This is a genomic window from Thalassospira australica, from assembly GCF_044790785.1.
Lineage (GTDB): Bacteria > Pseudomonadota > Alphaproteobacteria > Rhodospirillales > Thalassospiraceae > Thalassospira > Thalassospira australica_A.
Genome location: NZ_CP085258.1, coordinates 3,578,236 through 3,591,559 on the forward strand (window position 1 = coordinate 3,578,236; position 13,324 = coordinate 3,591,559).

Below are 13,324 nucleotides of genomic sequence, written 5' to 3' on the forward strand. Positions count from 1 at the left end.
GGACCGGGGAATAACCATGCGCGCTGCCTTTTTCACCGAATATCAGGGCCCTGTCGAAATTCAGAATGTTGAAGACCCGACACCTGAAAAGGGTGGTGTCGTGATCAAGGTTATGGCAACCGGCTTATGCCGCAGCGACTGGCACGGCTGGATGGGCCATGATTCCGATGTGAAACTTCCCCACGTTCCCGGCCATGAATTTGCTGGCACCATCGAAGCGGTTGGCAAGGATATCAAACGCTGGAAAGTCGGCGACCGGGTCACGGTCCCGTTCGTTTCGGGCTGCGGCCATTGCCCGGAATGCCACAGCGGCAATCATCAGGTTTGTGATCATCAGTTCCAGCCGGGCTTTACCCATTGGGGAAGCTTTGCCGAATATGTCGCGATTGACTATGCCGATACCAATCTGGTGCACCTGCCCGATGAAATGGATTTCGCCACCGCCGCCAGCCTTGGTTGCCGTTTCGCCACCAGTTTCCGCGGCGTGATTGATCAGGGCAAAGTCAGTGCCGGTCAAATCGTTGCCGTTCATGGCTGCGGTGGTGTCGGACTTTCGGCCATCATGATTGCCACAGCCGCCGGGGCGCGCGTAATCGCCGTTGATATCGACGATGCCAAGCTTGACCTTGCCCGTGAACTGGGCGCGATCGATATCTTTAACGCCAAAACCTGTGATGACATTCCGTCCGCGATCAAGGACCTGTCAGGCGGCGGGGCGCATGTATCCGTCGATGCCCTTGGCAGTGCGATCACCAGTTTCAATTCGGTGTCATGTTTGCGCAAACGTGGCAAGCACATCCAGATCGGCCTTATGACCGGCGACCATGCCCATGCTCGCGTTCCGATGGACCGCGTGGTTGCCCACGAACTTGAAATCCTTGGTAGCCACGGCATGCAGGCATTTCGCTATGACGCGATGATCGACATGATCATGACCGGCAAACTCGCGCCACAAAAACTGATCAGGGATCGAGTCACCCTGGCCGAGGGAGCAACGGCCTTGATGAATATGGATAATTTCGCCAGCACCGGCGTTACTGTGATCGACCGCTTCTAACACCAACAATTAATATGCCAAGCATCCCGCACCCTCCCCGCCTTCTTTAGAACGCTTATAATTTAAAAATTCCAAGCTTTAAATCATTCATGGTTGAATGTCCTGTGCATAGCCCCTACGTTGCTTGTGGGTACTCAAAATAATTCACAAGAGAACACCGGCTTTCGCAGGGGATACAAAGTGCGAAAGAAACGGTTTCCAGCCTGAAAAGAGAGGGAACCGATGACAGATATTCAAACGATGGATTCCGGCACACGGCGCAAAACTGAATTGCGCTGCTTCGTTTTGCTGGCTGTTGTCCTGGCCCCGGTACTGGCGGTTGCGCTGGTGGGCGGGCTTGGATTTTCAATCTGGATTTATCAGATGTTTGCCGGGCCTCCTGGACCACCGATGTAATATCGGGGAACGTCGTCATGTCATCTGCACCGAAACTTACCAGTAGGCGTGCTTTCTTTTCCGGTCTGCGCGGTTTACCCGCGGACACAGGGGAAAAGCACACGCCAAATATCATCCGGCCTCCTTGGTCATGGGGGTTCGAAGATCACTGCACCGCGTGTGGTGACTGCATTCTCGCATGCCCGGAAAACATCATCAAAGCCGGTCCGAACGGACACCCGGAAATCGACTTCGCAAAAGGCGAATGCACCTTCTGTGACGCCTGTGCGGATGCCTGTAACGAACCGGTTTTTGATCGTTCGGCTCCCGCCCCTTGGCATCTTGACGTTTCTGTCAGCAGCAAATGCTTTGCCGAAAACGGTGTCTATTGCCGTTCCTGCGGTGATGTCTGCCCGGAAAGCGCGATCCGCATCATTCCGCAATTGGGCGGTCGCGCCCGCGTATTGATCGACGACGATCTTTGTACCGGCTGTGGTGCCTGTTTTAGCGCATGCCCGGTTGATGCCATTTCAATCAAACCCTCCACGGAGATAGCCCATGGATGACAAAGTCGGCGTGATCTCCAGCATGATCATTCAGTCGCGCCCTGAAAATATGACAGCAATCAAGGCAGCCCTTCTGAACATGCCCGACACTGAAATCAGTGCCGATGACCCGTCCGGAAAAATCGTTGTCGTGATGGAAGCCGCAAGCGACCGACAGCTCGCAGACGGCATGAAAGAGATCGGCGACATCCCCGGTGTTCTGGGGGTTAACCTGGTCTTCCATCACAATGAAAACGCCCAATAACAACCAATAATCCGTCTGACCTTTGGCTCGAGGAAATTAACAATGTTCAAGGCAAAGATATCCCGTCGCGATGCCCTGAAAGCAAAAGCCGCCGCCGTTGCCGCCGCGGCTGCTGGCATCAGTTTGCCTGCTGCGGCACAAAATCTGGTGACTGATTCGGAACACACCCAACTCAAATGGTCAAAGGCCCCCTGCCGGTTCTGCGGCACCGGCTGTTCGGTCATGGTCGCGACCAAGGACAACCATGTGGTTGCCACCCATGGCGATGTCCTGTCCCCGGTTAACCGTGGCCTGAACTGCGTCAAAGGCTACTTCCTGTCAAAGATCATGTATGGCCAGGACCGCCTGACACAGCCGTTACTGCGTAAAAAGAACGGTGTCTATGACAAGAATGGCGATTTTACGCCCGTCTCGTGGGACGAGGCCTTTGACGTGATGGCCGAAAAATGGAAAGCCGCACTCAAGGCAAAAGGTCCGACTTCTGTTGGCATGTTCGGGTCCGGCCAATGGACGGTCTGGGAAGGATATGCCGCCTCCAAACTGATGAAGGCCGGTTTCCGATCCAACAACCTAGACCCCAATGCACGTCATTGCATGGCGTCCGCCGTTGTCGGTTTCATGCGCACATTTGGCATGGACGAACCGATGGGGTGCTATGACGACATGGAAGCCGCCGACGCCTTTGTGCTTTGGGGATCGAACATGGCGGAAATGCACCCGATCCTTTGGACGCGTGTCACTGATCGTCGCCTGTCGGCCCCGCATGTCAAGGTCGCGGTTCTTTCAACATATGAACATCGCTGCTTTGACCTTGCCGATATCCCGATGGTATTTAAGCCGCAGACCGACCTGGCGATCCTGAACTATATCGCCAATCATATCATCCGGACCGACCGGGTTAATACCGACTTTGTGAACAAACACACGATCTTCCGGCGCGGCAACACCGATATCGGGTATGGCCTGCGCCCCGAAGATCCGCGAGAACAATCGGCCCAGAATGCATCGGATGCCGGTGGCTCGACCGACATGAGTTTTGACGAGTTCGCCGAGTTTGTTTCGGAATATACCCTTGATAAGGTCCACGAAATGACCGGCGTTCCCAAGGAACGCCTCGAAGCGCTGGCCGAACTTTATGCCGATCCGAAGATCAAGGTCACGTCTTTCTGGACCATGGGCTTTAATCAGCATACTCGCGGGGTCTGGGCCAACAACCTTTGCTACAACATCCACCTTCTGACCGGAAAAATCGCCGAACCGGGCAATTCACCCTTCTCGCTGACCGGGCAACCGTCTGCCTGTGGCACCGCACGTGAAGTCGGTACATTCTCCCACCGGCTGCCCGCCGATCTGGTGGTAACCAATCCTGAACACCGCAAGCATGCCGAAGAAATCTGGAAACTGCCCGACGGCACCATTCCCGACAAGGTCGGCTACCATGCAGTGCTTCAGAACCGTATGCTCAAGGACGGCAAGCTCAATGCATATTGGGTTCAGTGCAACAATAACATGCAGGCCGCCGCCAACATGAACGACGAAGGCTGGCCCGGTTATCGCAACCCGGAAAACTTCATTACGGTTTCCGATGTCTATCCGACTGTCACCTGCGAGGCCGCCGATCTGATCCTTCCGACCGCCATGTGGGTCGAAAAGGAAGGCTGTTATGGCAATGCTGAACGCCGAACGCATATGTGGCACCAGTTGGTCGATGCACCGGGCGATGCCAAATCCGATCTTTGGCAATTGATGGAATTTTCCAAACGCTTCACCATCGAGGATGTCTGGCCCGAAGACCTTCTGGCCAAGGCGCCGGAACTGCGCGGCAAAACCATGTATGACGTGCTGTTCCAGAACGGGCAGGTCAACAAATTCCCGCTTGAGGACACCGCACCGGACTATAACAACGCCGAAGCCAAGCATTTCGGTTTTTACGTCCAAAAAGGCCTGTTCGAAGAATACGCAACCTTTGGCCGCGGCCATGGTCACGATCTTGCACCGTTCGACAGATATCACGAGGTTCGCGGACTGCGCTGGCCGGTAGTGGACGGCAAGGAAACCCTGTGGCGTTACCGTGAAGGGTACGATCCCTATGTCACGCCGGGGGCCGGGGTCGAATTTTACGGCCACAAGGATGGCAAGGCACGCATCTTTGCCCTGCCGTATGAGCCGCCTGCCGAAAGCCCGGATGAAGAATATCCCTATTGGCTGTGTACCGGTCGTGTTCTGGAACACTGGCATTCGGGTTCCATGACCGAACGCGTGCCTGAACTTTACCGGGCCTTCCCGGATGCCCTTTGCTTTATCCATCCCGACGATGCCACCGAAATGGGTATGCGCCGTGGTGACGAGGTCCGGGTGATTTCAAGACGGGGTGAAATGCGCACCCGCGTTGAAACACGCGGCCGTAACAAACCGCCGCGTGGCCTGATCTTTGTGCCGTGGTTCGATGCAAGTCAGTTGATCAACAAGGTCACGCTGGATGCCACCGACCCGATGTCCAAACAGACGGATTTCAAAAAATGCGCCGTCCGTCTGGAAAAGGTGTGAGGGAGGAAACCATGAAAATGACCCCGAAATGGTTCATGGCGCTGGCAATCGTTGCAATTGCTGGCGTGGCATATGCCGCCGAACCGATCACCACCCTGCGCAGTACCGCACCCGATCAGGAAAGCCCTGCCCCGCGGATTAGCAACTTTGAAGATACGGACCAGAAACGCCCACGCAATTATCCCGAACAGCCGCCGACCATTCCGCACGATATCGAAGGATATCAGATCGATAAAAATGCCAATAAATGCCTGTCATGTCATGCACGTTCCCGCACGGGCGAAAGTGGCGCACCGATGGTTTCGATCACGCATTTCATGGATCGGGACGGTCAGTTTCTGGCCGCAGTCAGCCCGCGGCGCTATTTCTGCACGCAGTGCCATGTGTCCCAACGTCAGGTCGAGCCACTGGTCGGCAACAGCTTTGTCGATATTGATGCATTGCTGCCCAACAACAGTACGCGGATCGCGGAATAGGGAGATTGCCGATGCTTGATCTTCTGAAACGCTATTGGAAAGTTCTGAATGCACCAAGCGTGCATTTCAGCCTCGCCTTCCTGACGCTGGGCGGCTTTGTCGCCGGAATTATCTTCTGGGGCGGCTTCAACACCGCCCTTGAAGCCACCAACACCGAAAAGTTCTGCATCTCGTGTCATGAAATGCGGGACAACGTTTTTGCCGAACTTAAATCAACGATCCATTATTCCAACCGGTCCGGTGTCCGCGCCACCTGCCCGGACTGTCACGTCCCGCATGAATGGACCGACAAGATCGCCCGTAAAATGCAGGCTTCCAAGGAAGTCTGGGGCAAGATTTTCGGCACCATCAGCACGCGCGACAAGTTTGTTGAAAAACGTCTTGAACTGGCCCAGCACGAATGGGCCCGGCTGAAAGCCAACAATTCGCTGGAATGCCGCAACTGCCATTCCGCTGAATCGATGGATATCACCCGCCAAAGTCCACGTGCCGTCGAAGCGCACGAGAAATTTTTGTTCACCGGTGAAAAGACATGTATCGACTGTCACAAAGGGATCGCGCATCATCTGCCTGACATGTCGGGTGTTCCCGAGTGGCAGTAACCGATTATCCGGCGTGATCGCATCCGTGTGGCGATCACGCCAAAGCCGCGCAAAGGACGGGCTATGACTTTGACGACACTTGGCGACACCGGCGTTTTGCCACATGGCAACCGGGGCTAGATTCATGCTGGCTGGTATCCCCTTTCTTCCCAAAGAAGGTATCGACGATCTGTTAAACTGTATCGCAACCCATGTGACCGGCAAGGGGCAACGTGTAGCGGGCTATGTGCAGAAACGCCTTGCTGACCGTGATTGCGGAACCCTCGTTTATGTCCGCAATCTTGGCACCGGTCATGAAATGCCGATTACCAAAAACCGCGGTTCGATGGCGCGCGGCTGCAAGCTGGATGGCGATGCACTGGCAACCCTGTCAGAACAGCTTGAAGGCGATCTGGATCATGCCCCCGATATTCTGATCATCGGCCGGTTCGGGCGCAGCGAAGCCGAAGGACGCGGATTGCGCGACGTGATCTCAAAGGCAATGGATTTGGGAATTCCGGTACTGGTCGGGGTGCGCGATGAATATGACTCCGCCTGGCAGGATTTCCACGGCGGTTATGCCCAAACCCTGCCCTTTGACGAGACCGCGATTGTCACCTGGTGGCAGGAACAGGTCCGGGAACGCAAAACACAGGACGCCTGATATCAATCCATCCTAAACGCTGCAAGCCCCAAGGTTGGCATCGACGATAACCCGGTCATCAATCAGCACACGGGTCGCAAAACTTTCAAACCACGCCCCGAATGCCGCGTCATATTTTGCGCGTCCGGCACGCTGCTGATCGGGGTTCTGGCCATTCGGACGTTCTGTCTTTTCCGCCGATTTCGCAAGCCAGCGTTCATGGGTTTCGTCATCGACCTCGGGATGGAACTGAATGCCCCAGATACGGTGATCGATGTGATAGGCCTGATTGGGGAAAACCGAACCACGCGCCATCAATTCTGCCCCGTCGGGAAGCTCGAACCCTTCGCTGTGCCAGTGATAGACCATCATTTCGGCGGGGAAAAGGTCACGTCCGGCTTCCGTCGCTTCGACCGGATAATAACCGATTTCAGTCATACCATCGGCACGCGAGGTGACTTTGGCCCCCAAATGGCGCGCCATCAATTGCGCACCAAGGCAAATGCCCAGATACATCGCGTTGCTGTTCACGACATGGGGTAGCCATTCCATGATTTTTGCGACATTGGCCTCATGGTCGTCATTGGCACTCATCGGACCGCCAAACACAATCGCCAGATTGTAGCCTGACATATCACTTGGCAAGGCGTCGCCTTCACCCGGACGGCGAATATCGAATTCGTACCCGTATCGGCGCAAAACGGTCCCTACCCGACCGGGTTGACCGGTGGCAGAGTTGAACACCATCAAAACGCGTTTCACGGGACTTAATTCATTCATGCCGACCTCGTTGCTGCAATCGCGAAATGTGGCGGTTTAGAACCATTTTGACAAGCCCCGAAGCCGCAAAAGTTCAACAGCATGACAAAAGGCCACCGCATTTCTGCGATGGCCCCAGGGCATTGCCCAATCTTCATATAATTCCGGAAAGCGGTTTATACGTTGAATTTAAAGTGGAAAATATCACCGTCCTTGACGATGTAGGTCTTGCCTTCCTGACGCAGCTTGCCGTTATCGCGCGCGCCAGTCTCACCGTTGAAAGCAATGAAATCGTCATAGGCGATGGTTTCGGCCTTGATGAAACCGCGTTCAAAATCGGTATGGATGACACCGGCGGCATTCGGTGCGGTTGCGCCGGAATAAACTGTCCATGCGCGCGCTTCTTTCGGACCAACAGTGAAGAAGGTCAAAAGGTTCAGTAGCTTGTAGCCTTCGCGAATAACACGTGCCAGACCGGTTTCTTCTAGCCCAAGACCTTCAAGGAATTCTTTCTTATCTTCGGCACTGTCCAGCAGGGCAACTTCGGACTCAATAGCTGCCGAAATCACAACCGACCGCGCACCCTGTGAAGCCGCCATTTCGGCAACCTTGGCCGAAAGCGCATTGCCATCGGCTGCACTGTCCTCATCCACGTTACACGCATAAAGAACCGGTTTGCTGGTCAGAAGCTGCAACATGCGAAAGGCCTTGGCTTCGTCTTCATTGTTGATTTCAACAACGCGTGCCGGTTTGCCTTCGCGGAGGGCTTCAAGCGTCCGCTCGATCAGTTCCAGCGACAGCTTGGCATCTTTATCGCCGCCCTTCGCACGTTTCTGAAGACCGCTAACACGCTTTTCAAGGCTGTCCATATCGGCCAGCATCAATTCGGTTTCGATGGTTTCCGCATCGCGAACCGGATCAACCGAACCTTCGACATGGGTGATGTCGCCATCTTCGAAACACCGCAGAACATGCACGATGGCATCGGTTTCACGGATATTGGCCAGAAACTGGTTGCCAAGCCCCTCGCCCTTGGATGCACCGCGTACCAGACCGGCGATATCAACGAATTCCAGCTGGGTCGGGATGATGGTCGCCGACTTGCCGATGGCGGCAATCTTGTCAAGGCGTTCATCAGGAACGCTGACCCGACCGGTGTTCGGCTCGATGGTACAGAACGGGAAGTTCGCTGCCTCGGCCGCGGCCGTCTGTGTCAGGGCGTTAAACAGGGTCGATTTACCAACATTGGGCAGACCGACAATACCGCATTTGAATCCCATCTTTTCCGGGCTCCGTCACTTCGAATGTGTCTGAAACAGGATGGGGAAGGCCCCGATCCCGATGCTATTTCTTTTTGTTAAAGGCGCGGGCCAGTGCCTGCGCCATGGCGGTTGCGGCGTTGCTGATCGGGGTGTCGGGCTTGCCTTCGACCTCCGACGCATCAGACGCACCTTTATCTTCTATCTTGCCGTCGCCTTTCACAGCGTCGGCCGATTTTTCACCCGCCGCAGCCGGTTTAGGCTTTTTCTCGGCCTTGGGTTTCGGCGGCGAGACAATGTGCGAAACCTTGCTCATAAAGCCGCCGTCGTCTCCTTTGACGAGACGCGGGAATTCAAGCGCGATGCCATCCAGCAGCGCCATAAGCCAGCCGTTCTGTTCGGCCTTGGAAAAATCGCCCAGAACATGCCCGTGAACACGTTCCTTTTCCCCCGGATGGCCAATGCCAAGCCGCACACGACGATATTCCTTGCCGCAATGGGCGTCGATGGACCGCAATCCGTTATGCCCGCCATGGCCGCCGCCGCGTTTGACGCGCAGCTTGCCCGGTGGAAGATCCAGCTCGTCATGCAGGACAATAACGTCTTCGATCGGAATTTTGTAAAAACGCAGGACTTCGCCGACACTTTGCCCCGAAAGGTTCATGAAAGTTTCCGGCTTCAACACCAGAACCTTTTGACCGTTCACTTCACCTTCGGACAATTGCCCCTGAAATTTCTTGCGCCAGGGGCCAAAAGAATGGCGGCGGACGAGTTCGTCCGCCGCCATAAAGCCGATATTGTGGCGATTGGCGGCATATCCCGAACCCGGGTTCCCCAATCCAATCACCAGTAACATCGTAGACCTCGATCTTATTCTTCGGTCGCTTCTTCTTCGTCGTCGCTTTCGGCATTTTCTTCCGATTTCAGCGCAGACGGAGCAGCAACAGTCGCAACCGTGAAGTCACGGTCGGTAATGGTGAGTTCGACACCTTTCGGCAGTTTGATTGCCGAAATGTGAATCGAGTCGCCAACTTCGACACCAGTCAGATCGAAGACGAGTTCTTCGGGAATGGCACTCGGTGCGCATTCGACTTCGACATCGTGACGAACGATGTTCAGAACGCCGCCTTTTTTCAGCCCCGGGGATTTCTCTTCGTTAACGAAGCGAACCGGGACTTCAACGGTCATGGTCTGACCTTTTGCGAAACGCAGGAAGTCGACATGGATCGGCGCATCCGTCACTTTGTCGAACTGTACGTCGCGTGGCAGGACTTCATAGGTTTCTTTGCCAATCTTCACATCGAGGATGTGCGAGAAGAAACCTTGCTTATGCAGAAGCTTGTTGAGCGGACGCGGGTCAATCTGGAACAGAACAGGTTCCTGTTTTGCTCCGTAAATGACACCAGGGACCATACCGGCACGACGCACGGCACGGGCGGCCCCCTTTCCGGCCCGTTCACGGATTTCCGCAGTGATAACAGTGTTTGCCATCGGAAACTTTCCTTGAACTAAAAGTAAATTGCCAACGCAGGCTGGTGCGAATCACCAGTTGAAACCCACGAATGCAAACGCGCTGGCCTCCAGGGGTGCCAGCGCAGCAGCGCCTTATACCCTCAATCGAAAAGAACGGAAACAGATTTTTCTTCCGAAATTCGACGAATGGCTTCGGCCATCAGCGGCGCAATCGGAAGCTGACGAATTTTCGAGCATCCCCGAACTGCCTCGGATGCCTTGATCGAGTCTGTGGTCACCACCTCGGTCATCGGCGAATTGGCGATACGGTCAACAGCAGGTCCCGAAAGAACGCCATGCGAAACATAAGCCGCAACCGATGCTGCACCGCGCTCCTTAAGAGCCGTCGCCGCATTGCAAAGGGTGCCTGCCGAATCAACGATATCGTCGACCAGAATGCAGGCCGCATCCTTGACGTCACCGATAACATGCATGACTTCGGACACACCGGCCTGCGGGCGGCGTTTGTCGATGATGGCAAGTTCGGCATCCAGACGCTTTGCAACGGAACGCGCACGTGCCACACCACCGACATCCGGGCTGACGATCACCAGTTTCTGGCCTTCGAACTTGTTGCGGATGTCGCTGGTCAGAACCGGGGACGCAAACAGGTTATCAAGCGGAATATCGAAGAAGCCCTGAATCTGACCGGCATGGAGATCCATGGTCAGAACGCGGTCTGCACCGGCAACCGTGATCAGGTTAGCGACCAGCTTGGCCGAAATCGGGGTACGGGGACCCGATTTACGATCCTGACGCGCATATCCGAAATACGGAAGAACGGCAGTAATGCGGCGGGCCGAACCACGGCGAAGCGCATCAAGAACCACCAGAAGTTCCATAAGATGGTCGTTTGCAGGGAAAGAGGTGCTCTGAATGACAAAAACGTCCTCACCGCGGACGTTTTCCTGTATTTCACACCAGATTTCCTGATCGGAGAATCGCTTGAGATCTGCACGGGTAAGCGGCAGGCTCAAGTGATCAGCAATGGCCTCAGACAGCGGGCGGTTGCTGTTACAAGCGAGGATCTTCATGGCGGGGCCTCGGTTAATGGGTGCCGGGAAAGTGAATAAATCTAATGTCCTGTGCGGTGCAGGCCGGATGCAAACTTGCCGGTAACAGATCCCGTCACGTCTTTCCTGTCGTTTACTTGACCGTATAATTCGGCGCTTTCGCCTTCCGGTCCAACGACATATCCACGACACTCAAAGACCAATAATGAGCAAGTCCACATATCAGTGAACCGCGGCGGTGTTATAACCAGCCGTTAACAGTCTGTAAATGGTCGCGGTACCGAATATCGACAAGGCAGTCATGCAGATTGACGCAATACAGAACGATAAACCCGCTTATCAGCGCGACGATACCGTCTTTTTATCGGATTTAAGTATCATGCCCTTTTTTCGGGCCACCTGATTAAGCGCACCTTCAAGCGCATCGACCGCGGCCTGGGCGGCAATGGATGCCACCGATCCCCAACGTTCATCAAGCCGTCCGTGCGGCACGACGTTGTTTTGCGCCATCTGTCCCAGTTCCGTGCCGTCCGGGTCCATGATCACCCAGTCGATCTGAACCTGATCAAGCGGCGAGGTCGTTTTGCGTTCTACCGGTTTAACCGAAATGGTCGCCGACAATATGATCGACCTGTCGTCAATCTCATCGTCAACCTCGATCCCCTTGGCCCGCAGCAAGGCCCCCGCCGATCTTGCCAATGCCTCGTTCCCGTCCCCCGGTGCACCGGCAAAATCAACAAGTGCGATCTTGACTAACGGCGCACCCGCCAACTGACTGCGATCACCTGAAATCAGAAATGCAATACGTTCGGCGGGTTCGGCAACCAGTTGATCATATGCCTGTTGCGCCGGATTGACCTTTTCACCCTTAAGATCACGGACCTTGTCGACAAGTTCCTTTGGCACGGCAAGGCTGGTTTCCTCGGGCCCGTTCGGGGTTTGCGCAAACCAGTAAGCTGATTGCAATTCACCGGCACCGCGTGCGGTATCAATCGCCAACCCTTCCGCGTTCATCAAAACCCATGTGACATCAATATAGGCCGCATCACCGTCCGCCAGACGGGATTCGACATTGGGTCGCAAAATGAAATCGCCCCCGATCTGGCTGTCGCTATAGGCCGGGATATCAAGATTGCGAAGCGCGCGCGCCATCGCACGCGCCAAATGTACCGATGCCCCTTCGGGCAGGTCTTCACCAATCTCGACGCGAACCGTATTGGTATCTCGCAGTTCCAGCAATGCCGGATCGCCTTCGCGACCAGCCCCTTCAAACGGGCGCGGTAAATCACCGCATGCCGCAAGCGGCAAAACACAGGATGCCAAAAGAACCAGAAACCGTAATCGAGAAATCATCTACTCAAATTCACCGCATCACATCAAAACACAACCAACCATGGCGGCGATGATCATAAAGAAGAACAGCATGATCAAATGGGGCATAGCATGTTTCCTCGCAATCCCGGAATCAGGAACCGGTCAGCATGATCGCCGATAACTGCCTTCCGTAATCAGGTTCACCGCGAAGCGTCGTCCGACGATAGCTGTAAAACAGGTCTTCTTCCGTCAAAGTATCACGCGCCACCAGCTCGACCGCGGCAATACCGGTCGCCACCGTCCGGCGGCGCACATATTCCGGCAGATCGAACATGAAATGTCCGTCGCGCACCGATGGATCAAAAAGGTCCTCGTCCCCGGATGGGCCCGAAAGGATGGTATCGCGGAAACCGGCATCGACTTCGTAGGACGGGCGTGCAATGCACGGCCCGACAGAGGCCGATATATTGTCGCGTGACGCGCCAAGCTTTTCCATCGCGGTCACGGTTGCTTCCGATATCCCGGCAAAGGACCCGCGCCATCCCGAATGGCACGCGCCAATCACACCGGCCTTCGCATCATGAAACAGTACCGGCGTGCAATCGGCGGTCAAAATGCCCAGCATCACATCGGGCCGGTCGGTTACCATCGCGTCGGCCTTGGGGGCTTCGTCCCGATCAAGCGGACGTTCCAGCACCGCGACATCAATCCCGTGCACCTGATAAACTGTGGTCAGACGGTCGGCCTTCGTACCGAATGCCTTTGCTGCACGTGCCCGGTTCTCAGCGACCCGCTCACGGCAGTCATCCGATCCAAAGCCGACATTAAGCCCGCTGTGGATGCCATCACTGACCCCACCCTTGCGGGTCAGAAAACCATGACGCAAACCATCGGCATCCTGCAGGTTTTCGGCCTCTATCCACATCAGGCCATCGGCTTTGCGTTCAATTCCACGGGTCGTCTGGCTGGTCATCGAAA

15 protein-coding genes are annotated in these 13,324 nt (G+C 55.3%); 8 read left to right on the top strand and 7 right to left on the bottom strand.

Annotated features, from left to right (window positions below):
• The first annotated feature begins 16 nt into the window (after nt 1-16).
• The 8 genes from LG297_RS16720 to LG297_RS16755 all read left to right on the top strand — a co-directional run bounded on the left by LG297_RS16720 (nt 17) and on the right by LG297_RS16755 (nt 6,510).
• Nucleotides 17-1,057: a zinc-dependent alcohol dehydrogenase family protein gene (locus LG297_RS16720; RefSeq protein WP_404422238.1), complete on the top strand. Its 1,041-nt coding sequence runs from the start codon at nt 17-19 to the stop codon at nt 1,055-1,057.
• A 222-nt stretch (nt 1,058-1,279) separates the two neighbouring features.
• Nucleotides 1,280-1,453 carry a periplasmic nitrate reductase, NapE protein gene (napE, locus tag LG297_RS16725; protein WP_007090074.1) on the top strand — a complete coding sequence of 58 codons (174 nt, stop codon included), beginning with the start codon at nt 1,280-1,282 and terminating at the stop codon, nt 1,451-1,453.
• A gap of 17 nt (nt 1,454-1,470) precedes the next feature.
• Entirely contained in the window at nt 1,471-1,998 is a 528-nt protein-coding gene (gene napF, locus LG297_RS16730; protein ID WP_404422241.1) for a ferredoxin-type protein NapF, read from the top strand.
• Nucleotides 1,991-2,242 carry a chaperone NapD gene (locus LG297_RS16735; RefSeq protein ID WP_007090076.1) on the top strand — a complete coding sequence of 84 codons (252 nt, stop codon included), beginning with the start codon at nt 1,991-1,993 and terminating at the stop codon, nt 2,240-2,242. Before napF ends, LG297_RS16735 begins: the two co-directional genes overlap by 8 nt.
• Nucleotides 2,243-2,284: 42 nt before the next feature.
• Nucleotides 2,285-4,789, top strand: coding sequence for a periplasmic nitrate reductase subunit alpha (gene napA, locus LG297_RS16740; protein WP_404422243.1), 2,505 nt, complete (start codon nt 2,285-2,287; stop codon nt 4,787-4,789).
• Between the two features lie 11 nt (nt 4,790-4,800).
• Nucleotides 4,801-5,265 (top strand): nitrate reductase cytochrome c-type subunit, encoded by a 465-nt coding sequence (locus tag LG297_RS16745; RefSeq protein WP_404422245.1) that lies wholly within the window; start codon nt 4,801-4,803, stop codon nt 5,263-5,265.
• Nucleotides 5,266-5,276: 11 nt separating this feature from the next.
• Nucleotides 5,277-5,867 carry a cytochrome c3 family protein gene (locus LG297_RS16750; protein WP_404422247.1) on the top strand — a complete coding sequence of 197 codons (591 nt, stop codon included), beginning with the start codon at nt 5,277-5,279 and terminating at the stop codon, nt 5,865-5,867.
• 124 nt (nt 5,868-5,991) lie between these two features.
• Nucleotides 5,992-6,510, top strand: a complete 519-nt coding sequence (locus LG297_RS16755; protein ID WP_404422249.1) for a DUF2478 domain-containing protein — start codon at nt 5,992-5,994, stop codon at nt 6,508-6,510.
• Between the two features lie 12 nt (nt 6,511-6,522).
• Here the strand turns inward: LG297_RS16755 and LG297_RS16760 are convergent, their stop codons facing one another.
• From LG297_RS16760 to pgeF, 7 genes are all read right to left on the bottom strand, one after another.
• A complete protein-coding gene (locus tag LG297_RS16760) occupies nt 6,523-7,269 on the bottom strand; it encodes a GMP synthase (protein WP_404422251.1) in 747 nt (248 codons plus the stop codon).
• A 155-nt stretch (nt 7,270-7,424) separates the two neighbouring features.
• Nucleotides 7,425-8,528: a redox-regulated ATPase YchF gene (gene ychF / locus LG297_RS16765; protein ID WP_404422253.1), complete on the bottom strand. Its 1,104-nt coding sequence runs from the start codon at nt 8,526-8,528 to the stop codon at nt 7,425-7,427.
• Nucleotides 8,529-8,592: 64 nt separating this feature from the next.
• Nucleotides 8,593-9,363 (bottom strand): aminoacyl-tRNA hydrolase, encoded by a 771-nt coding sequence (pth, locus tag LG297_RS16770; protein ID WP_404422255.1) that lies wholly within the window; start codon nt 9,361-9,363, stop codon nt 8,593-8,595.
• Between the two features lie 14 nt (nt 9,364-9,377).
• Nucleotides 9,378-9,998, bottom strand: a complete 621-nt coding sequence (locus tag LG297_RS16775; protein WP_062948031.1) for a 50S ribosomal protein L25/general stress protein Ctc — start codon at nt 9,996-9,998, stop codon at nt 9,378-9,380.
• A gap of 122 nt (nt 9,999-10,120) precedes the next feature.
• A complete protein-coding gene (locus LG297_RS16780) occupies nt 10,121-11,053 on the bottom strand; it encodes a ribose-phosphate pyrophosphokinase (protein WP_404422257.1) in 933 nt (310 codons plus the stop codon).
• Between the two features lie 318 nt (nt 11,054-11,371).
• Nucleotides 11,372-12,385, bottom strand: coding sequence for a hypothetical protein (locus tag LG297_RS16785; protein ID WP_404422259.1), 1,014 nt, complete (start codon nt 12,383-12,385; stop codon nt 11,372-11,374).
• 112 nt (nt 12,386-12,497) lie between these two features.
• Nucleotides 12,498-13,319 (bottom strand): peptidoglycan editing factor PgeF, encoded by an 822-nt coding sequence (gene pgeF / locus LG297_RS16790; protein WP_404422261.1) that lies wholly within the window; start codon nt 13,317-13,319, stop codon nt 12,498-12,500.
• Nucleotides 13,320-13,324: the final 5 nt, after the last annotated feature.

Bases quoted from the DNA above. Each gene is read 5' to 3' on its own strand.
- napF (WP_404422241.1), top strand. From the start codon at position 1,471: ATGTCATCTGCACCGAAACTTACCAGTAGGCGTGCTTTCTTTTCCGGT.
- LG297_RS16720 (WP_404422238.1), top strand. From the start codon at position 17: ATGCGCGCTGCCTTTTTCACCGAATATCAGGGCCCTGTCGAAATTCAG.
- LG297_RS16780 (WP_404422257.1), bottom strand. From the start codon at position 11,053: ATGAAGATCCTCGCTTGTAACAGCAACCGCCCGCTGTCTGAGGCCATT.
- napA (WP_404422243.1), top strand. From the start codon at position 2,285: ATGTTCAAGGCAAAGATATCCCGTCGCGATGCCCTGAAAGCAAAAGCC.
- pth (WP_404422255.1), bottom strand. From the start codon at position 9,363: ATGTTACTGGTGATTGGATTGGGGAACCCGGGTTCGGGATATGCCGCC.
- LG297_RS16750 (WP_404422247.1), top strand. From the start codon at position 5,277: ATGCTTGATCTTCTGAAACGCTATTGGAAAGTTCTGAATGCACCAAGC.
- LG297_RS16755 (WP_404422249.1), top strand. From the start codon at position 5,992: ATGCTGGCTGGTATCCCCTTTCTTCCCAAAGAAGGTATCGACGATCTG.
- LG297_RS16785 (WP_404422259.1), bottom strand. From the start codon at position 12,385: ATGATTTCTCGATTACGGTTTCTGGTTCTTTTGGCATCCTGTGTTTTG.
- ychF (WP_404422253.1), bottom strand. From the start codon at position 8,528: ATGGGATTCAAATGCGGTATTGTCGGTCTGCCCAATGTTGGTAAATCG.
- napE (WP_007090074.1), top strand. From the start codon at position 1,280: ATGACAGATATTCAAACGATGGATTCCGGCACACGGCGCAAAACTGAA.
- LG297_RS16745 (WP_404422245.1), top strand. From the start codon at position 4,801: ATGAAAATGACCCCGAAATGGTTCATGGCGCTGGCAATCGTTGCAATT.
- LG297_RS16760 (WP_404422251.1), bottom strand. From the start codon at position 7,269: ATGAATGAATTAAGTCCCGTGAAACGCGTTTTGATGGTGTTCAACTCT.
- LG297_RS16735 (WP_007090076.1), top strand. From the start codon at position 1,991: ATGGATGACAAAGTCGGCGTGATCTCCAGCATGATCATTCAGTCGCGC.
- pgeF (WP_404422261.1), bottom strand. From the start codon at position 13,319: ATGACCAGCCAGACGACCCGTGGAATTGAACGCAAAGCCGATGGCCTG.
- LG297_RS16775 (WP_062948031.1), bottom strand. From the start codon at position 9,998: ATGGCAAACACTGTTATCACTGCGGAAATCCGTGAACGGGCCGGAAAG.